At 67.6% G+C, this 23,595-nt stretch carries 23 protein-coding genes and 2 pseudogenes; 11 read left to right on the top strand and 14 right to left on the bottom strand.

All coding sequences use genetic code 11. From position 1 onward, the window contains the following. The 4 genes and pseudogenes from G3N93_RS12535 to G3N93_RS12520 form a co-directional block, all read right to left on the bottom strand. Positions 1–196 (bottom strand): annotated as a pseudogene (locus G3N93_RS12535) (acetyl CoA--N6-hydroxylysine acetyl transferase); the annotation flags it as partial. Then, positions 196–1,035 (bottom strand): formyltransferase family protein, encoded by an 840-nt coding sequence (locus tag G3N93_RS12530; RefSeq protein ID WP_174934173.1) that lies wholly within the window; start codon positions 1,033–1,035, stop codon positions 196–198. The pseudogene G3N93_RS12535 and the gene G3N93_RS12530, both read right to left, overlap by 1 nt. A gap of 86 nt (positions 1,036–1,121) precedes the next feature. Further along, on the bottom strand, positions 1,122–3,383 hold the full coding sequence (locus G3N93_RS12525; protein ID WP_174936935.1) for a TonB-dependent siderophore receptor: 2,262 nt from the start codon (positions 3,381–3,383) through the stop codon (positions 1,122–1,124). Between the two features lie 22 nt (positions 3,384–3,405). Further along, positions 3,406–3,867: pseudogene (locus G3N93_RS12520) on the bottom strand (SidA/IucD/PvdA family monooxygenase); the annotation flags it as partial. A gap of 188 nt (positions 3,868–4,055) precedes the next feature. Between G3N93_RS12520 and G3N93_RS12515 the strand changes: the two are divergent. The 3 genes from G3N93_RS12515 (at position 4,056) to G3N93_RS12505 (ending at position 6,512) form a co-directional block, all read left to right on the top strand. After that, on the top strand, positions 4,056–5,072 hold the full coding sequence (locus tag G3N93_RS12515) for a zinc-binding alcohol dehydrogenase family protein (protein ID WP_206133130.1): 1,017 nt from the start codon (positions 4,056–4,058) through the stop codon (positions 5,070–5,072). Positions 5,073–5,231: 159 nt separating this feature from the next. Further along, positions 5,232–5,783: a DUF6013 family protein gene (locus G3N93_RS12510; RefSeq protein ID WP_011352224.1), complete on the top strand. Its 552-nt coding sequence runs from the start codon at positions 5,232–5,234 to the stop codon at positions 5,781–5,783. A gap of 255 nt (positions 5,784–6,038) precedes the next feature. Then, positions 6,039–6,512, top strand: a complete 474-nt coding sequence (locus tag G3N93_RS12505; protein ID WP_206133129.1) for a PliI family lysozyme inhibitor of I-type lysozyme — start codon at positions 6,039–6,041, stop codon at positions 6,510–6,512. Between the two features lie 41 nt (positions 6,513–6,553). Here G3N93_RS12505 and fetB read toward each other — a convergent pair whose 3' ends face one another. Then, entirely contained in the window at positions 6,554–7,357 is an 804-nt protein-coding gene (gene fetB / locus G3N93_RS12500) for an iron export ABC transporter permease subunit FetB (RefSeq protein ID WP_206133128.1), read from the bottom strand. After that, a complete protein-coding gene (locus G3N93_RS12495) occupies positions 7,354–8,055 on the bottom strand; it encodes an ATP-binding cassette domain-containing protein (RefSeq protein ID WP_206133127.1) in 702 nt (233 codons plus the stop codon). The genes fetB and G3N93_RS12495 overlap by 4 nt, the downstream gene beginning before the upstream one ends. A gap of 152 nt (positions 8,056–8,207) precedes the next feature. Here G3N93_RS12495 and G3N93_RS12490 point away from each other — a divergent pair, with 152 nt between their 5' ends. After that, positions 8,208–10,505 (top strand): AsmA family protein, encoded by a 2,298-nt coding sequence (locus G3N93_RS12490; protein WP_206133126.1) that lies wholly within the window; start codon positions 8,208–8,210, stop codon positions 10,503–10,505. A 7-nt stretch (positions 10,506–10,512) separates the two neighbouring features. Here the strand turns inward: G3N93_RS12490 and G3N93_RS12485 are convergent, their stop codons facing one another. Continuing rightward, positions 10,513–10,965: a lipocalin-like domain-containing protein gene (locus G3N93_RS12485; protein ID WP_174933856.1), complete on the bottom strand. Its 453-nt coding sequence runs from the start codon at positions 10,963–10,965 to the stop codon at positions 10,513–10,515. A gap of 170 nt (positions 10,966–11,135) precedes the next feature. Here G3N93_RS12485 and G3N93_RS12480 point away from each other — a divergent pair, with 170 nt between their 5' ends. After that, on the top strand, positions 11,136–12,728 hold the full coding sequence (locus G3N93_RS12480; protein ID WP_011352218.1) for an ABC-F family ATPase: 1,593 nt from the start codon (positions 11,136–11,138) through the stop codon (positions 12,726–12,728). An 18-nt stretch (positions 12,729–12,746) separates the two neighbouring features. On the opposite strand, the gene G3N93_RS12475 is transcribed toward G3N93_RS12480, so the two are convergent. Further along, positions 12,747–12,887 carry a hypothetical protein gene (locus G3N93_RS12475; protein WP_206133125.1) on the bottom strand — a complete coding sequence of 47 codons (141 nt, stop codon included), beginning with the start codon at positions 12,885–12,887 and terminating at the stop codon, positions 12,747–12,749. An 83-nt stretch (positions 12,888–12,970) separates the two neighbouring features. Between G3N93_RS12475 and G3N93_RS12470 the strand changes: the two genes are divergently transcribed. The 5 genes from G3N93_RS12470 to G3N93_RS12450 are packed head-to-tail and all read left to right on the top strand — an operon-like array spanning position 12,971 to position 17,867. Next, complete coding sequence (locus tag G3N93_RS12470; protein WP_174933858.1) at positions 12,971–13,720, top strand: FkbM family methyltransferase; 750 nt, start codon at positions 12,971–12,973, stop codon at positions 13,718–13,720. Further along, the gene (locus G3N93_RS12465; RefSeq protein WP_206133124.1) at positions 13,721–14,713 is read left to right on the top strand and encodes a phosphotransferase enzyme family protein; all 993 of its coding nucleotides are present in this window, start codon (positions 13,721–13,723) and stop codon (positions 14,711–14,713) included. A gap of 1 nt (position 14,714) precedes the next feature. Further along, complete coding sequence (locus G3N93_RS12460; protein WP_206133123.1) at positions 14,715–15,593, top strand: 4Fe-4S cluster-binding domain-containing protein; 879 nt, start codon at positions 14,715–14,717, stop codon at positions 15,591–15,593. Next, positions 15,590–16,651, top strand: coding sequence for an asparagine synthase-related protein (locus G3N93_RS12455; RefSeq protein WP_206133122.1), 1,062 nt, complete (start codon positions 15,590–15,592; stop codon positions 16,649–16,651). Before G3N93_RS12460 ends, G3N93_RS12455 begins: the two co-directional genes overlap by 4 nt. Before the next feature lie 7 nt (positions 16,652–16,658). Further along, the gene (locus G3N93_RS12450) at positions 16,659–17,867 is read left to right on the top strand and encodes a glycosyltransferase (protein ID WP_206133121.1); all 1,209 of its coding nucleotides are present in this window, start codon (positions 16,659–16,661) and stop codon (positions 17,865–17,867) included. Here the strand turns inward: G3N93_RS12450 and G3N93_RS12445 are convergent. Next, positions 17,824–18,513, bottom strand: a complete 690-nt coding sequence (locus G3N93_RS12445) for a cephalosporin hydroxylase family protein (protein ID WP_174933868.1) — start codon at positions 18,511–18,513, stop codon at positions 17,824–17,826. The two genes, G3N93_RS12450 and G3N93_RS12445, sit on opposite strands and share 44 nt — an antisense overlap. A 25-nt stretch (positions 18,514–18,538) precedes the next feature. On the opposite strand from G3N93_RS12445, the gene G3N93_RS12440 reads away from it, so the two are divergent. After that, positions 18,539–19,507: a phosphotransferase gene (locus tag G3N93_RS12440; RefSeq protein WP_206133120.1), complete on the top strand. Its 969-nt coding sequence runs from the start codon at positions 18,539–18,541 to the stop codon at positions 19,505–19,507. A 12-nt stretch (positions 19,508–19,519) separates the two neighbouring features. Here the strand turns inward: G3N93_RS12440 and G3N93_RS12435 are convergent, their stop codons facing one another. The 5 genes from G3N93_RS12435 to G3N93_RS12415 all read right to left on the bottom strand — a co-directional run. Further along, positions 19,520–20,104 carry a polysaccharide deacetylase family protein gene (locus tag G3N93_RS12435; protein WP_206133119.1) on the bottom strand — a complete coding sequence of 195 codons (585 nt, stop codon included), beginning with the start codon at positions 20,102–20,104 and terminating at the stop codon, positions 19,520–19,522. Between the two features lie 85 nt (positions 20,105–20,189). Next, positions 20,190–20,744 carry a hypothetical protein gene (locus G3N93_RS12430; RefSeq protein WP_206133118.1) on the bottom strand — a complete coding sequence of 185 codons (555 nt, stop codon included), beginning with the start codon at positions 20,742–20,744 and terminating at the stop codon, positions 20,190–20,192. A gap of 215 nt (positions 20,745–20,959) precedes the next feature. Beyond that, complete coding sequence (locus tag G3N93_RS12425; RefSeq protein WP_206133117.1) at positions 20,960–21,769, bottom strand: ABC transporter ATP-binding protein; 810 nt, start codon at positions 21,767–21,769, stop codon at positions 20,960–20,962. Beyond that, the gene (locus tag G3N93_RS12420) at positions 21,762–22,844 is read right to left on the bottom strand and encodes an iron ABC transporter permease (RefSeq protein ID WP_206133116.1); all 1,083 of its coding nucleotides are present in this window, start codon (positions 22,842–22,844) and stop codon (positions 21,762–21,764) included. Before G3N93_RS12420 ends, G3N93_RS12425 begins: the two co-directional genes overlap by 8 nt. Continuing rightward, on the bottom strand, positions 22,841–23,595 hold a 755-nt coding region (locus G3N93_RS12415), incomplete at its 5' end, for an alpha/beta hydrolase (RefSeq protein ID WP_206133115.1). The genes G3N93_RS12415 and G3N93_RS12420, both read right to left, overlap by 4 nt.

Raw genomic sequence — 23,595 nt, 5'->3', positions numbered from 1 at the left:
CGTAGCGCGTATCGGTGTTGAACAGCGCGACGAACGCCGCGAGCAAACCGTCCGGCGAGTCGTCGGGCCGCCACGCGTCGAGCGTGTGCTCGACGACAGTCAGCGCCTGCCCGTGTGCGGCGCCGTCGAGCGCGGCGGCCACTTCACCTTCGACGGCGTCCGCGGCGCCGGCCGGTTTCGTCAACGTGTCTTCCATCACAGTGCTCCCGCGTCATGGCGGTCGGCGAGGACGTGCAGCCCCCGCTCGAGTGCCGGAAACAGGCTGCGCTGGAAGTTGTTCCAGCGCAGTTCGAGAATCGTGTCGTCCGGCGCGATCGGCGTGTCGAGCACGTCGCAGATCACCTCGCCGGAATCGATGCCGTTGTCGACGTAGTGGAACGATGCGCCCGTCATCATCACGGGCTCGATGGACGACGTCGCGCCGCTCGCCCAGTCGACCCGTTCGCCGCGCGCGCCATGCAGCGCGTCGAGCGTCGCCCATGCGCCGCGCCGCTGGAACGGCGAACCGTCGGCCGTGATGCCCGGGTGGATGTTGGCGATGCGCCGGTGAAAGCGCGCGCCGGGTCGCACGAGCTCGTCGAGGATCACGAGCAGCCCGTCGAGCACGACGACGTCGGCGTCGAGTTCGAGCAGGCGCTCGAGCAGGCGGCGTTCGAACGCTTGCTTGCCGGCCACGCGCTCGCTTGCGTCGCGGGGCAGCCGCCGGTACGTCGACGGAATCGAGCAGAACAGTTCGTCGACCGGCCGGCCCTGCACCGCCAACCCTTCCGGCAGGATCCACGGGCGGCCCGGCGTGCGGGCGAAGCCGTAATCGGCGACTTTCGCGCGGTCGGCCGGCGAACCGTCGTCGTCGTCGACGATCACGCCCTTGAGCGTGTAGCGTTCGCCGAGCGGCGAGTCGTTCAGGCGCTCGACGAGATATTCGAGCGGCGCCTTCATGTAGCGCGTGCCGCCCTGATAAGCGACCGGCTGCCCGGCACGATCGGCCGCGCCGTTGCGCAGTGACTGGATGTAGACGAGATTTTTCTTCGGCATGGATGCGTCGTGGAAAAGCGGACGAAGGCGCCGCGGCCCGCCCGCGCCGGCCACGAAGGCCGGCCGACGGGCCGCAGCGCGCATCGTCACCAGTTGTATTTCGCGGTCGCGATCACGGTACGGTCGGTGCCGAACACGCAGACGTTCGACGACTGGCAACCGCTGATGTAGTGGCGGTTGAACAGGTTCGTCCCGTTCACGGCGAAGCGCCAGTTACGCGTGTCGTAGTGCACGCCCGCGTCGAACAGCGTGACGCTCGATACCGTCAGCGAGTTGTCGGCCGCACCGGCCGATGCGCTCTGGTAACGAATGCCGCCGCCGAGACCGAAGCCCGCGAGCGCCCCCGTGTGCCACGTCCAGTCGGTCCACAGCGACGCCATCTGGCGCGGACGCGGGATGTCGACCGGCCAGTTGTTCAGCGACACGTCGTTGGCCTTCACGTTCTTCACGTCCTGGTACACGTACGATGCGATCACCGACAGGTTCGGCGTGACCTTGCCGGTCGCGCTCAGCTCGATCCCGCGCGAACGCACCTCGCCCGTCTGCACCGACTTCGTGCCGGTCGGGTCCTGGCTCGGCAGCGCGGTCGTGAGCACGTTGGTCTGGTTGATCTGGTAGATCGCCGCGTTCAGCATCAGGTTCTTGCCGGGCGGCTGCCAGCGCAGGCCGGCCTCGATCTGCTTGCCGCGCGTCGGCTGCGGCAGCCCGCCGCCGACCAGGTTCACGCCGATCAGCGGATTGAACGACGTCGCGTAGCTGACGTACGGCGACAGCCCGTAGTCGCCCTGGTACGTCAGGCCGACGCGGCCGGTGAACGCCGTGACGTCCGCCTTCGTCGACGTGCCGGCCGCGCGGTCGTCCATCCGCATGTTGACCCAGTCTTCGCGGCCGCCGAGCGTCAGCGTCCAGCGGTTCCACTTGATCTGGTCCTGCGCGTACAGGCCGAACGTGTTCATCGTCGTGTACGTGTTGGTGCGGAACGTCGAGTCAGGCGTGAACACCGCCGTCGTGACGGGCTGGTAGACCGGGTTGTAGATGTTCAGCGGCGGCGCGGCAGCGAGCCATTCGCTGTCGGTCGCGGTCTGGCGGTTGTACTGGAACCCGAGCAGCAGCGTGTGCTGGAGCGGCCCCGTCGCGAAGCGACCCTCGAGGTTGTTGTCGATGTCGAAGCGGCTGTAGTTCATCTGGAACACGCCGGCCCAGCGCGACACGTCGGTCGTGCTGCCGTCGACGAAACCGTTGCCGAATACCGAGCCGTTGTCGAGCGACAGGTGCATCAGGCGCGTGTTCTGGCGGAACGTCCACGCCGGTGTCAGGTTCCGCTCGAACTGATAGCCGACCGACCACTGCTTCTTGCGGTAGTAGTTGAAGTTCGGATCGCCTTCGTACACGTCCTTGTTGATCTGCCCGTTCGGGTTCGGCAACACCGTGCCCACCGCAGGCAGGAAGTTCGACGAGATATCGCCCCAGTCCTGCAGATACGTGGCCGACAGCGTCAGCGACGTGTCCGCGTTCGGACGCCAGCGGAACGACGGCGCGAGCGCGACGCGCTGGTCGTTGTTCGGGCCGGTCAGCGCGTTGCCGTCGCGGGCGACGCCGACGAAGCGGTACGCGTACTTGCCGTCCGGGTCGAGCTTGTCGCCGACGTCGATCATGAACTGCTTGCGCGCGTAGTTGCCGATCTGCACGCCGGCCTCGCGCACGCGCTCGCCGTCGGCGAGCTTGGTCTGCACGTCGACGATCGCGCCCGGGTCGCCCGCGCCGTACAGCACCGACGTCGGCCCGCGCAGCACGCTGATGCTGTCGATCATGTACGGATCGACGCGCCAGCTCGCGAGGTTGATCGTGTTCGGCACCTGCAGCCCGTTCACATACGCGGTCGGCGTGAAGCCGCGCAGCGCCGCGTACCAGTCGGAACGGTTGTCCGAGCCGTACGACGAGAAGCCCGGCACGTAGCGCAGCGCCGCGTTCACGTCGGTCGCGCCGGTCATCTCGATCTGCTGCGCGGTGACGACGTTGATCGTCTGCGGGATCTCGTTGATCGATGTACTGGTCTTCGTACCGGTCCGGCTGCGCTTCGCGACGAGCCCGACCGTACCGTCTCCTTCCGAGGCTGCGTTGACGTTGATCGTCGGCAGCGTGCCGGCCGACGCGCCGGTCGATGCACTCGCCGCCGCACCGTTCTGCGCACTGCTGGTCGACGCCGCTGCGCCTGCGTTCACGGCCGGCGCCGTCTGGGCATGTGCCTGCCCTGCCGCCACACCGAACGCCACGCTCGCCGCGGCTGCGATCGCACGCAAACGCGTGCCTGTTGCCCACTCCATCTTTCTCTGCTCCACTTTTTTCATGCGGTCTCCGACCGCGCCTTTGTCAAAGAGCGAAAGCCATCCGGCCCGCGCTCGCCCCGTTTTCCTGTCGTTTTTCCTGTGATGCCCGGGCCGCGCCTTCTTCATGGGCGGGCGCGATCCCGTCTTCGAGCGACGCGCAGATTTCGTCCGCGCGGCGCGCCAGTACCGACAGCAGCGTGTCGGACAGGCCGTGGCTGTCTTCGCAGCAGCCTTGCAGGTAGATGCGCGGCGCGAAGTGCTCGGGCGTCGCGAGCAGGTAGTCGCGCGTCACGTCGCCGCGCGCAAGCGCGTCGCCCAGATGCGGCGCGAGCCCTTCGAGCAGCGCCGAATGCGTGTCGCGGCGGTAGCCGGTGGCCAGCACGAGCGCATCGAAGCGCTCGACGCGCGTGTCGCCGCTCATCCGGTCGCGCAGCGTCAGCTCGATGCGGCCGTCGGCGGTGCGCACCGCGCCCTCGATCGCGCTGTTCGCGAGCAGCGCCGCGCGCACGAACAGCGCGACGTCGAGCAGGTCGAGCGGTTTGTCGGGGGCCGAAATCGGATCGGAGGCCATTATTCTGAAAATCCTGAAAATGTTTCAGGAAATATAGCGGTTTTCTCGAATGATCGGGTTGCCTACGATGACGTTCATGGGGCTGCGCCGCAGCCCGCAGGATTTCCTGAAGGAGTGTCGTGATGAAAGCCGTTGGACTGACCCGTTATCTGCCGATCGACGACCCGCAAGCCTTGCTCGACGTGGAGCTGCCGCAGCCCGTCCCGGGCCCGCGCGACCTGCTCGTGAAGGTCGAGGCGATTTCCGTGAACCCGGTGGACACCAAGGTGCGCGCGCCGAAGCCGCAGGTCGAGGACGCGCCGCGCGTGCTCGGCTGGGATGCGGCCGGCACGGTGATCGCGGTCGGCGCCGACGTCACGCTGTTCCGGCCCGGCGACGAAGTGTTCTACGCGGGCAGCATCACGCGGCCGGGCGCGAACAGCGAATTCCATACGGTCGACGAGCGGATCGCCGCGCTGAAGCCGCGCACGCTCGATTTCGCCGCCGCGGCCGCGCTGCCGCTCACCGCGCTGACCGCGTGGGAAGCGCTGTTCGACCGGCTGCACGTGTCGCCGCAGGGCGCGGACGCCGGCAAGTCGGTGCTGATCATCGGCGGCGCGGGTGGCGTGGGCTCGATCGCGATCCAGCTCGCGAAGACGCTCGGCAAGCTGCACGTGATCGCCACCGCATCGCGGCCGGCGTCGGCCGACTGGGTGCGCTCGCTGGGTGCGGACGCGGTGGTCGACCATTTCGGCGACCTGCCTGCGCAGTTGCGCGAAGCCGGGCATCCGAATGTCGACTACGTATTGATTTTCAACGACACGGATCGTCACTTTCCTGCCGCTGCGGAGGTAATCCGGCCGCAGGGCGGCATTTGCACGATCGTCGAGAACGACAAGCCGGTGCCGGTCGAGCTGCTGAAGGCGAAGAGCGCCGCGTTTCACTGGGAATTCATGTTCACGCGCGCAATGTTCGAGACGCCGGACATGATCGAACAGCACCGCATCCTCGGCGAAGTCGCGCGGCTCGTCGACGGCGGCACGCTGCGCACGACGCTCGGCGAACAGCTCGGCACGATCAATGCGGCGAACGTGCGGCGCGCGCACCAGCTGCTCGAGGCCGGGCGTTCGATCGGCAAGCTCGTGCTGAGTGGCTTCTGAGCCGGCATCGCGCGTAAGGTTGCGGCGCCGCGAACGCAAGCGGGGTAACACCCGATGCGTTTGCGGCGCACTGCATGCCGCTTGGCGGTAGACTGGCAGCGCATCATGCATCGAAAACCGCGCGGCACGCGCGTGCCGCCGCATACCAAGGAGGTCAGCATGAGCCAACGCAGCTTGTCAGTCGCCGCATCGTGGTCGGTCGTGTTCGCGGCGGCGTGCGTCAGCGCGAGCGTATTCGCGGCGCCACCGGTCAAGGGCAGCCTGAAGGGTGGCGGTACCGGACAGCTCGAATACACCGTCAAGGTCGATTCGAAGACCTTCGGCAATACGCAGGAAACCCGCAAGATTCGCTCGGGCGAGACGGACGACTTCAACTGGAAGTCGGTGCCGCCGAGCGGCGCGGTCGCGATGCCCGACGGGTGCCCGAACGCCGACAGCCTGCCGCGCGACGAGAACGGCGCGATGGTGCGCCAGACCCAGGTGCGGCTCGCACCGTCGATCGATGCGAAGGGGATCGCCAACGTGCAGATGAGCTTCCAGGCGGCCGCGCCGAAAGGTACACGCAGCGTGACGGCCGGCGGCAAGTCGCTGCAGTGCCCGGACGTCGTGTCGGTGAGCCAGGTGAAGTGGGTGTCGATCCCGACCAACGGCGGGTCGAAGTCCGTCACGATGAGCGACGGCTCGAAGGTGACGGTGTCGATCAAGCGCTGAGCGGCGCGCGCGGGCCGGCGTTGGAGCCGGTGCGCGCGCAACGGATTCGACGCGCGGGTTGGCCCGGCGACACGTGACCATTTCGTGTCGCCGTCACGGTGCCGTCTCGCGACCTGCAGCACGGCACCGCGCTGCTGCAACGGCACGACGGCTGCCGTTCGACGTACGGCGGCAGCGTGGCGACCCGCGTGACGTCATGCGAATGTCACGCTATGCTCGCCCGCATCACATCTTCCTTCCGATCACGACATCCCGATGAAATACCGAATGCGCGCGTTGCTGTGTGCCATTGCGTTCGTCGCCGCGCACGCGCACGCGGCCGACGATTGCGGTTTCGTGAAAAAAGTCGAGCTGCCGTCGCGGCAGCAGGTGGCGGTCGTGTCGAGCGGCGCGCTCGAGCCGTGCTCGACCGGCAGCTACGCGGTGCGCGTGTATTCGACCGCGCATGCCGCCCCCGGCTTCGATACCGACGATTACGTGACGGGCGCGCTGCATGCGCGTGATGGTACGGTCACCGATGCATTCACGGCCGACCTCGGTGCACGTGCGCCGCAGGCGCTCGTCGTGACGACGCGCTCGGCCGGCAGCGGCGGGTATGTCGGCGCGCAGGCCTATGTGACGACGCCGCGCGCGGTGCGGCTCGTCGCGTCGGTCGACGGGCTCGCGCCGGACGCGGATATCGCAGCCGCGTTGCGGCAGGCACTCGGCAAGCGCGGTAGCGCGCGCTGACTGGCGAACCGCGCGAACGCATCGCGCCATGGCATCGCGTGTCAATGCGCGCGTTCTTCGAGCCGCGCTGCGAGAAAGCGGTGATCGGCCGAGAACAGCCGGCGATAGGTCATCAGCACCGCGCCGACCGTGCCGAGTGCCGACGCCGCGGCAATCAGGAACATGATCACGATCTGGTAACGCACGGCCTGCAGCGGCGACTGGCCGGCCAGCACCTGGCCCGTCATCATCCCCGGCAGGCTCACGACGCCGACGACAGCCATCTGATTCAGCGTTGGCAGCATGCCCGCGCGCACTGCCTGGCGTGCGGCGTCCTGCGCGGCTTCCCAGCGCGTCGCGCCGAGTGCGAGTGCGGTTTCGACGCGATCGCGGCGCGCCGTCAGTTCTTCCATCATCCGCTCGACGCCGAGCGACACGCCCGTGAGCGTATTGCCGAGAATCATCCCGAGGATCGGAATCGCGTATTGCGGCGCGTACCACGGATGGATGCGGATCACGACGAACAGGCCGACCGACGCGACGAACCAGCTGCTGAACCAGATCGACGCGATGCTGTCGATGCGCTGGCCGCGATACGTGCGCTTGCCGCGCCCCGCGCCGGCGAACCCGGCGATCAGCGTCATCAGCGCGGTGAGCGGCAGCACGACGTACCAGTGAGGATGGCCGAATACCCAGCCGAGCACGTAGCCGATCGCGAGCAACTGCACGACGGTGCGCACGGCCGCGAGCGCGAGCTTGCGGCCGAGGCCGAGCGACAGGGCCATCGAGATCGCGCCGTTGACCGCGACGAGCGCGGCGGCGATGCCGACGTCGACGAGGCTCAGGTCCTGCAGTGCGGGGCTCATTGCGTTGCCTCCGTCGGCTTGGCCACGTGCATCACGCCGGCCTGCATCACGAGCCGCATCGTGCCGATCCGTGCGGCCTGGGCCGGATCGTGCGAGATCCACATGTATGCGCGGGCGTCGGGCGCCGCGTCGAACCATGCGCCGACGAGCGCCTCGATCGCGCGTGCCGACTCGGGGTCGAGCGCGGACGTCGGCTCGTCGAGCAGCAGCACGTCGGGATCGAGCTGCAGCACGCGCAGCAGCGCGGTAATCTGCGCTTCGCCGCCCGACAGGTCGCTCGCGCGCTTGTCGAGAAAGTCGGGGCCGCGGCCGGCCTGCGCGGCGAGCGCTTCGGCGCGTGCACGATCGAACGCAACGTCGCGATAGATCGCGAGCGAATACGGATAGCGCAACTGCGATTCGACGGTGCCGTCCATCTGCGCGGGGCGCTGGCGAACATAGGCGACGCTGCGCCGGTAACGCGGGATCGCATTGCGCCGAATCCGTTTGCCGCGCCACAGGATGTGGCCGCCGTCGAGCGGATCGAGCAGCGCGAGCGCGCGCAGCAGCACGCTCTTGCCCGACCCGGACGGCCCGGTGATAGCAATTCGCGATCCCGCCGCGAGGCTGAAATCGGTCGGGGCGAGCAGGGTCTTGCCGCTGCTGGCATCGCGCCGAGTGATGCGCTCTGCATCGATGAGGCCGGTGGGGGCTGTCATGTCACAAATGAAAAAAAGCGTTAATGGCGCCGAAACGTCACCATGGCGTGCGTCATAATACCGATTGAAAAGCCGCGGGTGTCGTGCGCCGTTCGTCCACGCAAGCGGCCCGGCATGGTGCGGCAACATTTCAGAACAACAACGGAACCGCCATGACGCTTACCCGAGCCATCGGCAAATCGGCTGCATGGATCGTCGGTATCATCGCGGTGCTCATCGCGGCGGCCGGCGTCTTTCTCTTCGCCTTCGACTGGAATCGCGCGAAGCCTTGGGTCAACGAACAGGTCACAGCCGCACTCGGCCGCCCGTTCGCGATCAACGGCGACCTGAAGGTCGGCTGGCGCCGCCCCGACGGCGAAACCGGCTGGCGCGCCTGGGTACCCTGGCCGAGCTTGACGGCCACGCAGCTCGAGATCGGCAACCCCGACTGGGCGAAGACGCCCAAATTCGTCACGCTCGATGCCGCGCACTTCGATCTCGCGATCCTGCCGCTGCTCGCGCATGAAATCGTGATCCCGTCGATCGACGTCGTGAATCCGGCCATCGACCTCGAACGGCTGGCCGACGGCCGCAACACGTGGACCTTCCAGTTCAAGCAATCGTCGCAGCCGTCGCCGTGGAAGGTGCGGCTCGACAGCTTCGGCTTCGCGAAGGGCACCGTCACGTATCGCGACGCGATGACCAAGGCCGACCTGACCGTCGCGATCGATACGCTCGGGCAGCCGATTCCGCTCGGCGACGTGCTGAAGGAGCAGGAGCAGACGTCGCGCGCGGCTTCGGCGCAGCGTGTCGGCAAGCATGGTGCTGCGCAGTTGAGCGCGAAGGCCAACGCAGAGGCCGCGTCGAGCGCTTCCGCCGCGCAGGCTGCGAGTGCAGCGTCGGCAACGGGGGCGTCGGCCACGTCTGCCGTGGTGTCGGCTTCGTCTTCCTCGTCTACCTCTTCGGCATCGGTTGCTGCTGCCGCGTCTGGTGCAAGCGGTGCAAGCAGCGTCGCGGCGCCCGCGAAGCCGTCCGGCCCGACCTATGCGTTCGGGCTGAAGGTCGACGGCCGCTACAAGAACGTGCCGATCAGCGGCACCGGCAAGCTGGGCGGCGTGCTCGCGATCCAGGACGCGTCGCGGCCGTTCCCGTTGCAGGCCGACGTGAAGGCCGGCGACACGCGGCTCGCGATCGTCGGCACGCTGACCGATCCGATGCATCTCGCGGCCATCGACCTGCGACTGTGGTTGCAGGGCACGTCGATGTCGCACCTTTACCAGCTGACCGGCATCACGCTGCCCGATACGCCGCCTTACGCGACGGAAGGCCGGCTGATCGGCAACTTCAAGCGCAAGGCCAGCACGTTCCGTTACGAGAACTTCAACGGTCGCGTCGGCGGCAGCGATCTCGGCGGCACGCTTGCCTACGAGCAGCGCGAGCCGCGACCGAAGCTGTCGGGCGAGCTCGTGTCGAACCTGCTGCAGTTCTCCGATCTCGCGCCGGTGATCGGCGCGGATACGGCCGCGAGCAAGGCCAAGCGCGGCGACACGACGAAACAGCCGTCGAGCCGCGTGCTGCCGGTCGAGACGTTCCGCACCGATCGCTGGCGCGCGCTTGATGCAGACGTCAAGTTCACGGGCCGCAAGCTGGTCAAGAGTTCGGACCTGCCGATCACCAACCTGTACACGCACATCGTGATGACGGACGGTGTGCTGTCGCTCGAGCCGCTGCAGTTCGGTGTCGCGGGCGGCACGCTCGCCACGACCGCGCATCTCGACGGCAGCGGTGCGCCGCTGAAGGGCCGCTTCACGGTGGCGGCGCGGCACCTGAAGCTCAAGCAGTTGTTCCCGGCGCAGAAGGTCATGCAGTCGGCGCTTGGCGAGATCAACGGCGATGCGTCGCTGTCGGCGACCGGCAACTCGCCGGCCGCGCTGGCCGCGACGTCGACCGGTGAAGTGAAGGCGCTCGTGACGGACGGCCGCATCAGCCGCCTGCTGATGGAAGCGGCGGGGCTGAACGTCGCGAACGTCGTCTACGAGAAGCTGTTCGGCAACAACGACGTGAAGATCAATTGCGCGGCGATCGACTTCGTCGCGACCAACGGGATCCTCGACCCGAAAGTCTTCGCGCTCGATACGGACGACGCGCTGATCAACGTCGACGGCCCGATCAGCCTGCGCGACGAAACGCTGAACCTGAAGATCCACCCACACACGAAGGGTTTCCGGATCTTCTCGCTGCGCTCGCCGCTGTATGCGAAGGGCACGTTCAAGAACCCGGACGTCGGCGTCGATGCGGGCGCGCTCGCGCTGCGCGCCGGTGCGATGATCGGCCTCGGGCTGATCAACCCGTTCGCGGCGCTGATTCCGCTGATCGCGCCGAGCAACAACCGCGACGTGCCGTGCTCGGAGCTGTTCGGTCAGATGAATGCGAAGGCGGCGCAGCGGGCGGCGGCGAAAGTCGGCAAGTGACGGGGCGTCAGCGGCCCGCGCGCACCCAGAGCAGCAGGACTTCGACTTCCCGGCCGTCGATCCGGACCGGAGCCGCAGGGCCGAGCTGCAGGCGATCGCCGTCGAGCACGGCGATTCGCTGCTGGATGTTGCCGACCCAGTTTGGAAACAGGCTGACGTCCATTTCGTGAGTCAGTGTGCCGTCGTCGGCGACCTGAAAGGGGCCTGAATAGGCGATGTAGCCGCGCGCGGCCGCCGCGCACGCGTCGTCTGCGCCGTGGTGCGGGTCGCCGATCGCGTAGGGCGGCCGGCCGGCGGCCATCAGCTGGGCGGACATGTAGCCGTCCCGCGTATAGAGAAGCCAGCCGCGCACGTCGCGACCGAGCGGATAGGCGACCGCGCTGCCGTCGCAGGGGCGGACTTCGTAGGACACGAGGCGCCACGCGCCGACGAGTTGTTCGCGAAGCTGGCTGGCAAGCATGCAGGATTCCGGTAAGGCGGCGGTGCGGCGCGCGCCGTCGTATTGGCGGGCCGCCGGGCGGCGGGCCAGGGGGGCTGAAATGCGCTGGCGGAACGGCGTGGTCGGCAGTTTCTCCGACACCTGCTAAAATACACGGTTTTCCGTCGATTTATCCTTTAACGGGACCTGCCGTGCTTTCTACTGCCAACATCACGATGCAATTCGGGCCGAAGCCCTTGTTCGAGAATATCTCGGTCAAATTCGGCGAGGGCAACCGCTATGGTCTGATCGGCGCGAACGGCTGTGGCAAGTCGACGTTCATGAAGATCCTCGGCGGCGACCTCGAGTCGAGCGCCGGCAACGTCGCGCTGGAGCCGAACGTGCGTCTCGGCAAGCTGCGCCAGGACCAGTTCGCGTACGAAGACGTGCGCGTGCTCGACGTCGTGATGATGGGCCACACCGAGATGTGGGCCGCCATGACCGAGCGTGACGCGATCTACGCGAACCCGGAAGCCACCGACGACGACTACATGCACGCCGCCGAGCTCGAAGGCAAGTTCGCCGAATACGGCGGCTACGACGCCGAGGCGCGCGCGGGCGCGCTGCTGCTCGGCATCGGCATCGAGGAGAAATTCCACACCGGCACGATGAGCGACGTCGCGCCGGGCTGGAAGCTGCGCGTGCTGCTCGCACAGGCGCTGTTCTCGAAGCCGGACGTGCTGCTGCTCGACGAACCGACCAACAACCTCGACATCAACTCGATTCGTTGGCTCGAGCACACGCTCAACGAGTACAACTCGACGATGATCATCATCTCGCACGATCGTCACTTCCTGAACGCGGTGTGCACGCACATGGCCGACATGGACTTCGGTACGCTGAAGGTCTGGCCGGGCAACTACGACGACTACATGCTCGCATCGGCACAGGCGCGCGAGCGCCAGGCCGCGGCGAACACGCGTGCCAAGGAACGTGTCGCGGAACTGCAGGACTTCGTGCGCCGCTTCTCGGCGAACAAGTCGAAGGCCCGCCAGGCGACCAGCCGTGCGAAGCAGATCGACAAGATCAAGATCGAGGAATTCAAGCCGTCGTCGCGCCAGAACCCGTTCATTCGCTTCGAGTTCGAGAAGAAGCTGCACAACGTTGCGGTGGTGGCCGAAGACATCACGAAGAAGTACGAGCGCACGATCTTCCAGAACTTCAACCTGTCGGTGCAGCCGGGTGAGCGCATTGCGATCATCGGCGAGAACGGCGCGGGCAAGACGACGCTGCTGCGTTCGCTGCTCGGCGCGCTCGCGCTCGAGCACGGCACGGTGAAGTGGTCCGAGAACGCGAATGTCGGCTACATGCCGCAGGACACGTACGAAGAGTTCCCGAACGACATCACGCTGATGGACTGGATCGACCAGTACCGCAAGGACGGCGACGACGAAACGATGGTGCGCGGCACGCTGGGCCGCCTGCTGTTCTCGTCGGACGACATCAAGAAGTCGGTGAAGGTGCTGTCGGGCGGCGAGAAGGGCCGCATGATCTGGGGCAAGCTGATGCTCGGCCGCCACAACGTGCTGCTGATGGACGAGCCGACCAACCACATGGACATGGAGTCGATCGAGTCGCTGCAGATCGCGCTCGAGCAGTTCGAAGGCACGCTGATCTTCGTGTCGCACGACCGCGAGTTCGTGAGCGGGCTGGCGAACCGGATCATCGAAGTGCGTACGGATGGCACGCTGTTCGACTTCGGTGGCAATTACGAGGAGTTCCTGACGAGTCAGGGGCAGGAGTAATTGTCCTGACGCTTCCGTTCATGTGTTGCCCAGGCAGTAGACGCAGCCGGGGCGCATAGCGGCGCGAAGCCGCCAGAAGCGCATCGAGCCCGCATCGACAGTATTGTCGATGCGGGCTTTTTCATTTCCGTGTCGGTAAAGCACGGCAGCGTCGCGCATCCCCGTTTCCATCCGTCAATCGACTTCAGGTAAATTACGCTCCGAATACCACCCTTAATTTCCGACCCGGAGCCGCCCCCTCGATGCAGGACCATCCTTTCCCGCTCGATCTGTCCGGCCTTGCGCAAAGCCTGTATGCGCAGGGCACCGAGGAGGGCATCCTGTCGCGCCTGATGGAGCGGATCGCGCCGACCAACCGCTTCTGCGTCGATATCGGCGCAAGCGACGGCCTGCGCAACAGCAACACCGCGCGGCTGCTGCGTGAACAGGATTGGTCCGGCGTGCTGGTGGAAGGCAGTGCATACCGCTTCGGCAAGCTTGCCGCTCACTACGCGGGAGCGGATCGCGTCAGTCTGCACCACGACCGTGTTCAACCCGACGCGATCGACACATTGCTCGCCGATGCGAACACGCCCGCCGAATTCGATCTGCTGTCGATCGACATCGACGGCAACGACTACTGGGTCTGGCGCGGCCTGCAGGCATTCCAGCCGCGCATCGTCGTGATCGAATACAACCCGTACTACACGCCGCCCGAGCGCTGGGTCATGTGCTTCAACCCGGATCACGAATGGGACGGCTCGACGTATTACGGCGCGAGCCTCGAATCGCTCGTCCATCTCGGCAGGCAGAAGGGCTATGAACTCGTCTGCTGCGACGACATGGGCAACAATGCGTTCTTCGTGCGGCAGGACCTGTATCCGCTGCTCGGCATCGCGAACAACGCTTCCTCGGTGCTGTTTCGCCCGGCGATGTACAAGGTGCGCTACGTCGGGCACAACACGTTCCTGACCGGCCATCCGTATCGATACGGGCCGGGCGAGCATATCTGAATGGACTCGCTCGCCGCGACCTTCGACGAAATTCGCGATGCCTATGCGCTGGGCCGAAGCGGGCCGCCGCGCCAGGTCGGCGAACGCGTGTGGCACCTGCCGACCGATGGCGGCGGCGTAGCGGTCAAGCTCTACGCGTCCGAACATCGCGCGCGCGCGGCCAAGGAAGCCGCCGTGCTCGCGCACTTCGAGACGCACAGCGATTCGCGTTTCCATGTGCAGGCGCTGAAGCGCACGGCAGCCGGCGCATCGCTGTGGACGGGTTCCAATTCCCACGCGATGCTGACGCGCTGGGAAACCGGGCAGTTCAGGACCTACGACACTTTTTCGCTGGCCGAATGGGATGCACTCGGCGAGAGTCTGGGCGCGTTGCACACGAGCCTCGAACAGCTTCATCTGCCACAGCTCGACACGATCCGCGCACGGCTGACCGCGATCGACGCGGACGCGGTGCGCCGCAGCCTGCACGACGCACTGGATCGCGCACGCTCGAACGATAGCGCCGAAAACCTGCGCCGCTACGTCGATCTCGCGCTGCGCATGCTCGACCGCTACTATCCAGGCAGCATCGACGCGTTTCCCGCCGACGATCCGCAGTACCCGATCCACAACGACTACAACCAGTTCAACTATCTGTTCACGGGCACGCTGCCGCCGCTCATCCTCGACTGGGAAGCATCGATCGGCGCACCGCGCGAATACGAACTGGTGCGTTGCCTGAACCATCTGCCGCTGGAGGCGCCGCATCTGGCGGAAGCGTTCGTGCTGGCCTATCGGCGGACCCGGCCGGTCGATCCCGCGGGTATCGCATGGGCGGTCGATGCCGCGTGCCTGCAGCACGCGCTCAAGCTCTGGGTCGTGCAAGGCTGGCTCGACGATCCTTCGCGCTTTGCATCGCATCTGAACGGCGCGGTGACGATGGCGTCCGCGATGGTGGATGCGCGCGACCGTCTGGTCGATTTCTTTTCCCGTTGCATCGAAGCAGGACGCTGAAGTGAATGCGAATCTGAACCGGATGTCGAATCCGACGCCGCCGGCCGAGCGGCAGCATGTGTTTCCGCCGCCGCTGGATCGCGATTACCGCGTCGAAGACGGGCGCGTGCTGACGCGCTCGCTGGAAGCGCATATCGTCGATCACTGCAACCTGACCTGCGCGGAATGTTGCTCGCTGTCGCCGCTGCTGCCCGAGTGGTACGCGAGCCCCGAATCGCTCGAGGCCGATCTGCGCAAGGCGGCAAAGGTGCTGCGCCCGCGGATGTTCAAGCTGGTCGGCGGCGAACCGCTGCTGCATCCGGCGCTCGTCGAACTCGTCCAGCGCGTGCGCGTAACGGGCATCGCGCCCGTGATCTCCGTCACGACGAACGGCCTGAAGCTCGGCGAGATGACGGACGCGTTCTGGCAGGCGGTGGATGCGCTGACGATCTCGCGCTATCCGAAGCCGTCGCTGTCGCCCGACCTGGTCGCGCACATCGAGCGCCAGGCCGCACGCTTCGACGTGCGCCTGAACTGGAAGGTGCAGGACGTGTTCACGACGATGAACCGCGCGGAGCCCGGCACCGATCGCGGCGAAGCGCAGCGCCTTTATCACGATTGCTGGATCCGCGAGCGCTGCCATATGATTCGCGACGGCATGTTCTACACCTGCACGCGTCCGGCGCATTTTCATACGCTCTACAAGGGCGAGAAGGATTTTCAATCCGACGGCCTGCCGCTGCGCGACGACGCTGACATGCTCGACGCGATGCTTGCCTATCTGCAACGCGAGGCGCCGCTCGAAGCGTGCCTGCATTGCCAGGGCGGCAGCGCGCCGGTGGCGCCGCATCGCATCCTCAAACGCATTGAAGTGGACTCCTTGAAGGCTCGTTATCCATGATCGTCGGCACGCGCGACCTGTTCGGCTTCGACCGGCTTCACTACCATCCGCGCAGCGGTGCGACGGCGTCCGGCATCGGGGCCGTCCTGCACGCGGCGGGGCAACCGGCTGGCGAGCCGGACGCGGCGGCCATCGCGGGCTACCTGAGCGGCGAGCGGTTGGTCGGCCGCACCGTGTTGCGCGACGTGCGCGCGGTGCCGCCCGGCCATGCGCTGATTCGTTCGCCGCAAGGGCTGGCCGTGCAGCCGGCACTCGAGCGGCCGCAGCGTGCCGATCTGGAAACCGTGCTGCGCGCATCGCTGCAACGTGCGCTCGACAGCGGCAAGCGCGTCGCGCTGGCGCTGAGCGGCGGGCTCGATTCGGCGCTGCTGCTCGCGTTGCTGCGCGAACTCGGCGCGCATCGGCACGTGACGTCCTACGTCCTCGTGACCGACATGCCCGACTATTGCGAACGCGATGCCGCGCTCGAACTGGCCGCGCAGATGCAGGCGAGCGTGAAGATCGTGCGCGCGAACGAGGCCGATTTCGTCGCGGCGCTGCCGAGGACGACGCATGCGGTCGAGGAACCGATGTTCAACCTGCATCCGGTCGCGAAGCTGCTGCTCGCCGAGGCGATGGCCGCGGACGGCGTCGAGGTGGCCATTACCGGCGACGGCGCGGATCAGGTGCTGCGCCGCGATCAGTCGGCCAACTATCTGCCGCTGTGCCATGCGCTGTTCGATGCGGCGTCGGTCGACCTGCATCCGCCGTTCGTCGACGATGCCGTCGTCGCGCATCTGACGAGCATCGCGCCCGATCCGGACAAGCAATGCCTGCGCGATCTCGGTGCGCGCCTGAACCTGCCGGACCGGCTCGTGCACGGCCCCAAGCGCGGGCGGCTCGCCCCGGCGATGGACCTCGCGGCGCTGCTCGATCGCGACCGCACGCACGCGCTGGCCGATACGCTCGGCCTCGCCGCGCCCACACTGCAGACGGACCACGAACGCGTGCTGTGGACGACGCTGTCGCTGATCCTCGATCATTTCGACCACCTCGATGCCGCGCATCGCCCAACCTGAGCCGTTCATGAAACGCATCCTGTTCTGCGTGGTGCCCGAGAAAGGGCACGTCAATCCGTGCATCGGCCCGGCCCAGCATTTGCGCACCGCCGGCTGCGACGTCGCGTTCTATGCGCCGGCCGACATCAGCGCACAGCTCGACGGTGCCGGCGGCTTCGAATTCGTCGGGCCGCGCGAGACGCCCGAGCGCCACGACCTGTCGCGCGGCGCGAGCTTCGCCGCGAACATTCGCGACGCGGACTGGCTGCGGCGCTGGATCCGCACGCTGCTGATCGATCTCGCACCCGCGCAGGTGGACGGCATCCGCACGGTGCTGCGTGACTGGCGGCCCGACGTGGTCGTGATCGATCCGCTGCTCTATGCGGCGGCGATCGCGGCGGAGCTGGAAGGACTGCCGTGGGTCTCGATGTCGAATTCGCTGAATCCGGTGCTGCCGGACGATCTCGATTCGGAACTGCTGCGCACGGTGCGATGGCTCACGCCGGAACGCACGCGGCTGTTCGCGCGCTACGGGCTCGATGCGCGGTTTCGCGGTTGCGACATCCTTTCACCGCACCTGACGCTCGCGTTCACGACCGACGCGCTGGTCGGTGCGCCGCCGCCCGGTGTCGAGCTGGTCGGTCCGGCAACGCCGTCCGGACCGCGCGGCGACGAGACGCCGTTCCCGTGGGAACGCCTCGATGCCGCTCGTCCGCTCGTCTACATGTCGCTCGGCAGCCAGCTTTACTACCATCCCGACGTGTTTGCGAAGGTCGTCGATGCGACGCGCGCGACGTCGGCGCAACTGGTGTTGTCGGTGGGCGAACTGGTCGATTCGGATCTGCTGCCGGCCGACGACGAGCGTGTGGTCGCGGTGCGTTACGTGCCGCAACTGGCGCTGCTGCGGCGCACGCATGCGTTCGTCAGCCATGGCGGCGCGAATTCGGTGATGGAGTCGCTTGCCTGCGGCGTGCCGATGCTGCTGTCGCCGTTCTGCAACGACCAGTTCCATTCGGCGCACTTCGTCGAGCGGGCCGGTGCGGGGTGCGTGCTGGATCTGCAACAGGCCGGCGTGGCGGAGATTGCCGATGCGCTCGAACGCCTGTTGCGGCCCGGGACGTTGCGCGAGCAGGCGGCGCGGATTCGTGCGAGCTATGCGTCGCGCGACGGGTCTGCCGAGGCAGCGCGCCTGATCAGCGCACTCGCTTCAGGAAACCGCCTGGCGACAGCGTCATGAGGACGCGGTCCTCGATGTCGTAGTCGACCTCGAACCGGCCGTCGCGGGCGACGAATTCATGCGCGGCGGTGGCCGGGTTGTTGCCTTTGCCGTACGGCTTGCCGTCGAACATCGACGCGGGCAGGTACTCCATGATGGTGTCCATCACGATCGCGTAGCTGCCGGGCGTCACGAGCGGCGCATAGCATTCGAGTTCGCGCAGCACGTGTGCGTGGGTGTGCGTGAGATCGAGGATCGCCATCACGCGTGCGTCGTCATCGATCCGTGCGCGCACCGACGCGACCGTGTCGGCCGCGCACGATTCGCCTTCGATCAGCGTCATGCGGTGGGCGAGCCGGTGCGATTGCAGGCGCTGCCGGACCTCGTCGCGCAGGCGCGGCTCGATCGCGATGACATGGCCGTTGTCGCCGGCGAGTTCCAGCATCGACGCGGAGAATACGACACCGCCGCCCGCCGCGATGCCGGTCTGCACGATGCAGTCGGGACGCGCGCGCCAGATCAGTTCCTGGAGCGCGAGCATGTCGCCGGGCAGATGGAAGAAGCGCTCGCCGAGCCAGCGCGTCTGGAACAGATGGTCGAATTCGGCCGCGCGCGTCAGCCATTCGATATTGATGTCCCGCATGCGGGCCGAGGGACGCTCTGACATGGTCAATGCAACGAGTAGGAGTGACGTGAAAACGCTGGAACCGTGGCTTCACCGGTACTGGAACATCGGGCCGGCGCACATGCAGGCGCTGGCGTCGGGCCATACTAACAAAACGTACCTCGTCGAGTGCGATGCGGGGCGCGCGGTGCTGCGCGTGTCATGGTCCGGCAAGCCGGTCGAGCAGGTGCATCGCGAGGCGGCGATACTCGGCCATCTCGGCCCGTCGCGTACGGCACCGATGCTGCCTGCACTGCCGCGACTGCGGCCGACCGTGGACGCACAGTCCGGTGTGCAGTTGCCCGATGGCAGCTGGCTGCATCTGTTCGAGCATATCGACGGCAGCCCCGGCCTGCCGGACGATGCGGAGGCGGGCGCGATCGATGCGATGCGTGCGCTTGCGCATCTGCATGCGGCGATGGCGGCGGTACCCGTGACTGAATCGGCGCCGCTGGCCTGGTTGTCGGCGCGCCACGCACGCGTGGCGGCGCGTGCCGCGCCGTCGTTGCCGGGGCACTTGAGCGGTCACTACGAGACGATGATTCGTCGGATCGGCGCACATCTGGACGCTGCCGCGGGCTGGCTGACGGGGGCGGTGCACTGGCTGCACGGTGACTATCACGCGGGCAACCTGCTGTACGTGGGGCATGCGGTGAACGGCGTGCTCGATTTCGACGATGTCGGGCAGGGTTCGCAGTGGCTCGAAGCGGCCTTTGCGCTGTTCGCGCTGTCGCGCGATGCGGGCAGGGACGATGGCTTCGTATTCGATGCGCAGCGCTGGGAGGCCGGCCTGCGAGCCTATGCAGCGACGCGAGCCGATGACGTCGTGCCGGACTGGATGCACGGCCGCCGCGAGGCACTGATGGGCCTGTTCTGCGCGGACCAGACGCTGATCCATCTCGAAGCTGCACAGCGCGGCCTGTGGACACCGGGGCCGGGCATCGGCTTTCTCGGTGGTTGGCGGCAGTTGCTGGATGGCGCGGCGCCGGAACGCTAGCCGGCTGCTTCGTCAGCGCTGCCGATTCAGGAACAGCAGGAACAGGCGCACCGCTTCGACCGTGTTGGGCCGCGCCTCGCCGTGCCGCGATCCGTCGTGCATGCAGAACAGCACGTCATGTTGCGGCGCCGAGCTGGCGTCGACATGTGCGCGCATCGCGTCGAACAGGGCCTGTGGCGACGGCGCTGGCCGCCGCCAGTCGTCCAGTATCGCGGTCCAGCCCGTGTGTTTGCGCTGCAGCCGCGCGAGCACGCCAGCGCGGTTGTCCTGCGGCATCAGTCCGTAAGGCAGGCGCAACGGAATCGTGTCCGGAGCCGGAACACCGGCGCGGCGATAGGCTTCGCGGATCAGCGCGTCGGTCGTCTCGATCTCGTCGATCAGCGCATCGTCCGCGAGCGCGCCGGGCTTCGCGTGCGAATGCGTGTGATTGCCGAGTCGATGGCCTTCGCTTGCCATTCTTGCCGCGACGTCGAGCGCGCCGGCGAGATGCTGGCCGAGCAGGAAGAAGGTCGCCTGGCAGGACACGGCGTGCAGGACATCGAGCAAGAGGGGCGTCGACGGGCCGGGGCCGTCGTCGAAACTGAGGCGAATGGACATCGCGGGTGGGTGCGCCGTTCAAGGTGTACCGGAGGAACGATAGCGCAAGTCGCGGCGAGCGGCGGCTTGCGCATCCATCGGCCGGCTACTGCAGCGGCTCGATCGCCAGCGGACAGGCGCCGATCCGACGCAACTGCGTGCCGGTCCACTCGTAGAAGAACTGGGCGGCCTTCGCGCTGTTGTCGTCGCAATCGTCGTTGAAGCAGCCGGCGATGATCAGCAGCCTGCTGCCGGGTCGGAAATCGACGCGCTCCTCGTCGTTGCCCATCACGCCCGCGATGGCCTGCACGCCGGGCATCGTGTAGGTCGCGCCCGTGTACTTGTCGACGATCGCGAAATTCCGGCAATCGGTTCCGCAGCCCCAGATCGCGACGCGATAGTGGCCGGCAAAATTGGCTGGTTGCGTGAATTCGTCGCGAATGACGGTGCGGTAGAGGCGGGCTTCCTTGCTGGTCAGTCGTGGCGCGTGGGCCGTGGCGTGTGGCGCGGGCATGGCGCGCACGGGGTAGCGTTCGAACGACGGCGACGGGCAGTTCTGGGCCGGTGCCGCGGTGACGGGCACCGGCTGGGCCGCAGCGGCCCGGCCGGCAAGCATGGCCGTGGTGGCGGCCGTCAGCAGAAGTCGGTATGCGCGCATCACGCGATCGTCCTTGCAGGTTCGAGGAGCGGGCCGCCGCGCGTTCGTTTGCCGAGGTCGCGGCGGGTCGGGACCCGACGGCCCCGCCGCGCGATTCTATGCCGCTTTGCATGCGTCGGCGCGCGTTGTTATCGACGTTCGATGCAACCGCATGCACGGCAAAGCAGGCCTGATGCCGGCAAACCGAACCGGTCGTCGGCGCGACGACCGGTTCGCGCTCAGGCGTCGTACGCTTCCTGTGGGTCATCCGTCATGGCACGCTCCGCGAGTGCGACGTAGTCGCCGGCCGTCGTGCGTTCGACCCGGGCGTCGACGCGATACGCGCGCCGCAGGTGCGGCGGTGTCAGGACTTCGGCCGGTGCGCCGTCGGCAACGAGACCGTCGGTGCCCAGCAGCACGAGCCGGTCGCAGAATCGCGACGCGAGATTCAGGTCGTGCATCGCGACCAGTACGACCGCGCCATGTCGGCGTGCCGCGTCCCCGACCGCTTCCAGTGCGAGCAACTGCCAGCGCAGGTCGAGCGCGCTCGTCGGTTCGTCAAGCAGCAGCAACGGCGTGTCGCGCACGAGTACCTGCGCGAGTCCGACCATCTGTCGCTGTCCGCCGGACAGCCGCTCGAGCGGCGACATCGCAAGCGACTGCAGCCGCAGGCGTTCGAACACGTTCTGCAGGCGCAGGTCGCGGGCCGCGTCGGGCAAACCGGGGCAGGTCGCGCGCAACGCGCTGCGTACGGCCTCGTACACGAGCAGCGATGACGGTTGCGGCAGCGTCTGCGGCAGGTAGCCGACCTGTCGCGTGTGTTCCCGGCGCGCGCCGCGCAGCAGGTCGAATCCCCCGAACGCCGCATGGCCGCGCGTGGCCGCGAGCCGGGCGAGTGCGCGCAGCAGCGTCGATTTGCCCACGCCGTTCGATCCGAGCAATCCGACCATCGTGCCCGGTGCCACGGGCGCGAGCGACAACCGGTCGAGCACGACCTTCGCGCCATAACGCACGACCAGGTCGTCGATGCACAGCGTGCGCTTATCCATCGAGCCTCCTGCGCCGGCTGACGAGGATCATGAACAGCGGCACGCCGACCAGCGCGGTGATGATCCCGATCGGCAGCGTCACCCCCGGGATCAGCGCCTTGCTGAGCACGGAGGCGCCGGCCAGCATGATCGCGCCGGCGAGGGCGGCGCCGGGCAGGTAGTAGCGATGCTCGTCGCCGACGAGCAGTCGCGCGACGTGCGGCCCGACGAGACCGACGAAACCGATCGTGCCGACGAACGACAGCGCGGTGGCCGACAGCAGGCTGATGCGCACCAGCGCGACGAGTCGCAGCCGCTCGACGGCGATGCCCATGCTGCGCGCCTGTTCGTCGCCGGCGCGCAGCGCCGTCAGCGACGCGACGTCGAAGCTCGCCCACAACGCGCACGCGGCGAGCATGCACGACAGCAGTGCGATCTTGCCCCACGTCGCGCGCGCGAGGCTGCCCATGCTCCAGAAGACGATCTGCTGAAGCGCATTCGCGTCGGCGAGAAACTGCAGCAGCCACAGCAGCGCTTCGAAACTGAACATCAGGCCGATGCCGAACAGCACCACGGTTTCGGTCGTCGCGCCATGGCGCCACGCGAGCCAGACGATCAGCAGCGTCGCGAGGCTCGCGCAGCCGAACGCGCCGAGCGACAGCGCGACGTTCTCGTTCCAGAGCACGACATGCCAGCCCGAGATCACGACGAGCGACGCGCCGACGCTCGCGGCGGCCGACATGCCGAGCGTGAACGGGCTCGCGAGCGGGTTGTTCAGCACGGTCTGCATTTCCGCGCCGGCGAGGCCGAGCGACGCGCCGACGAGCACGGCCATCAGCGCATACGGCAGGCGCACGTCCCAGAGGATCACGCGCTGCTCGAGCGGCAGCGCGTCCGGCCGGAACAGTCCGGCGACCAGATCCGCGATCGGGAACGGCGACGGGCCGGTGCCGATGTCGACGACGAGCAGGGTGCCGAGCACGCAGGCGAGGAGCATCAGCGCGCCGACCCGCCGCGCGGCGACTGCGCGGTAACGCAGCTTCAGCGAAGCGGACGAGCGGGACGACGGCGACGATGCGGGCGACGCAGCGCTCATGCGGCCTCTCCCGCGACGGCTTCGGCCGCGATGCGCGCCGCCAGCATCGCGCTGGGCACCACGACGCCGCCATGATCTTCTCCGTCGATCAGGCGGAACGTCGCGTCGAGCCCCGGGCGGGCGCCGACGCGCCGGACGAAATCGCGCGCCGAGCTGAGCTGCTTGCGCGCCTGTTGCCGGCGCATGCGTTCGGCGTCGGGATTCGGCGCGCCTTCTTCGAGGCTGCCTGCTGTCACGAGCAGCCGCAGCGCGGGCGCGAGCGGCGCCGCTTGCGCGGCGAAACGGTCCGCATAGGGCAGCAGCGCGCGGTCGCCCCACCAGATCGACGGGCTTGCCGCGACATACCGCGTGAACAGGTGCGGGCGCGTCAGCATCGCGTACAGCGTCAGCAGGCCGCCGTACGAATGACCGAACAGCGTCTGGCGTGCCGGGTCGACGGCCACCTGTTGCGCGAGCCAGGGCTGCACGTCGTGTTCGATGAAATCGAGCAGGCGGTCGGCGACGGCACCGCGGCCGTCGGGCAGCGGCGCGAGCGTGTAGTCGTCTGCGCGGGCGGCCATGTCGTAGGCGGCGTCAGTCGGATAACCGATGCCGATCACGACGGGTTCCGGATCGGGCGCGGTGTCAGGGCGCGCGCGCCGGTTGCGCACGAGTTGCGCGGCGAGCGGGAAGAGCGCGTTGCCGTCGAGGACGGTCAGTACCGGATGGGATCCGGCAACGGCGCGCTCGGCGGGCAGCGCGACGAACAGGG

Origin of the sequence: Burkholderia sp. Se-20378, assembly GCF_017104665.1 — a bacterium.
GTDB classification, from domain to species: Bacteria; Pseudomonadota; Gammaproteobacteria; order Burkholderiales; family Burkholderiaceae; genus Burkholderia; species Burkholderia lata.
The sequence above is the reverse complement of the archived record's forward strand: the minus strand, read 5'-3'. Positions and strand labels throughout refer to the sequence as shown.

What these genes read in the sequence shown, in the direction of transcription:
- G3N93_RS12530 (WP_174934173.1), bottom strand. Translation starts at nt 1,035, where the DNA reads ATGCCGAAGAAAAATCTCGTCTACATCCAGTCACTGCGCAACGGCGCG.
- G3N93_RS12525 (WP_174936935.1), bottom strand. Translation starts at nt 3,383, where the DNA reads ATGAAAAAAGTGGAGCAGAGAAAGATGGAGTGGGCAACAGGCACGCGT.
- G3N93_RS12515 (WP_206133130.1), top strand. Translation starts at nt 4,056, where the DNA reads ATGAAAGCCGTTGGACTGACCCGTTATCTGCCGATCGACGACCCGCAA.
- G3N93_RS12510 (WP_011352224.1), top strand. Translation starts at nt 5,232, where the DNA reads ATGAGCCAACGCAGCTTGTCAGTCGCCGCATCGTGGTCGGTCGTGTTC.
- G3N93_RS12505 (WP_206133129.1), top strand. Translation starts at nt 6,039, where the DNA reads ATGAAATACCGAATGCGCGCGTTGCTGTGTGCCATTGCGTTCGTCGCC.
- fetB (WP_206133128.1), bottom strand. Translation starts at nt 7,357, where the DNA reads ATGAGCCCCGCACTGCAGGACCTGAGCCTCGTCGACGTCGGCATCGCC.
- G3N93_RS12495 (WP_206133127.1), bottom strand. Translation starts at nt 8,055, where the DNA reads ATGACAGCCCCCACCGGCCTCATCGATGCAGAGCGCATCACTCGGCGC.
- G3N93_RS12490 (WP_206133126.1), top strand. Translation starts at nt 8,208, where the DNA reads ATGACGCTTACCCGAGCCATCGGCAAATCGGCTGCATGGATCGTCGGT.
- G3N93_RS12485 (WP_174933856.1), bottom strand. Translation starts at nt 10,965, where the DNA reads ATGCTTGCCAGCCAGCTTCGCGAACAACTCGTCGGCGCGTGGCGCCTC.
- G3N93_RS12475 (WP_206133125.1), bottom strand. Translation starts at nt 12,887, where the DNA reads ATGCGCGACGCTGCCGTGCTTTACCGACACGGAAATGAAAAAGCCCGC.
- G3N93_RS12470 (WP_174933858.1), top strand. Translation starts at nt 12,971, where the DNA reads ATGCAGGACCATCCTTTCCCGCTCGATCTGTCCGGCCTTGCGCAAAGC.
- G3N93_RS12465 (WP_206133124.1), top strand. Translation starts at nt 13,721, where the DNA reads ATGGACTCGCTCGCCGCGACCTTCGACGAAATTCGCGATGCCTATGCG.
- G3N93_RS12455 (WP_206133122.1), top strand. Translation starts at nt 15,590, where the DNA reads ATGATCGTCGGCACGCGCGACCTGTTCGGCTTCGACCGGCTTCACTAC.
- G3N93_RS12450 (WP_206133121.1), top strand. Translation starts at nt 16,659, where the DNA reads ATGAAACGCATCCTGTTCTGCGTGGTGCCCGAGAAAGGGCACGTCAAT.
- G3N93_RS12445 (WP_174933868.1), bottom strand. Translation starts at nt 18,513, where the DNA reads ATGTCAGAGCGTCCCTCGGCCCGCATGCGGGACATCAATATCGAATGG.
- G3N93_RS12435 (WP_206133119.1), bottom strand. Translation starts at nt 20,104, where the DNA reads ATGTCCATTCGCCTCAGTTTCGACGACGGCCCCGGCCCGTCGACGCCC.
- G3N93_RS12425 (WP_206133117.1), bottom strand. Translation starts at nt 21,769, where the DNA reads ATGGATAAGCGCACGCTGTGCATCGACGACCTGGTCGTGCGTTATGGC.
- G3N93_RS12420 (WP_206133116.1), bottom strand. Translation starts at nt 22,844, where the DNA reads ATGAGCGCTGCGTCGCCCGCATCGTCGCCGTCGTCCCGCTCGTCCGCT.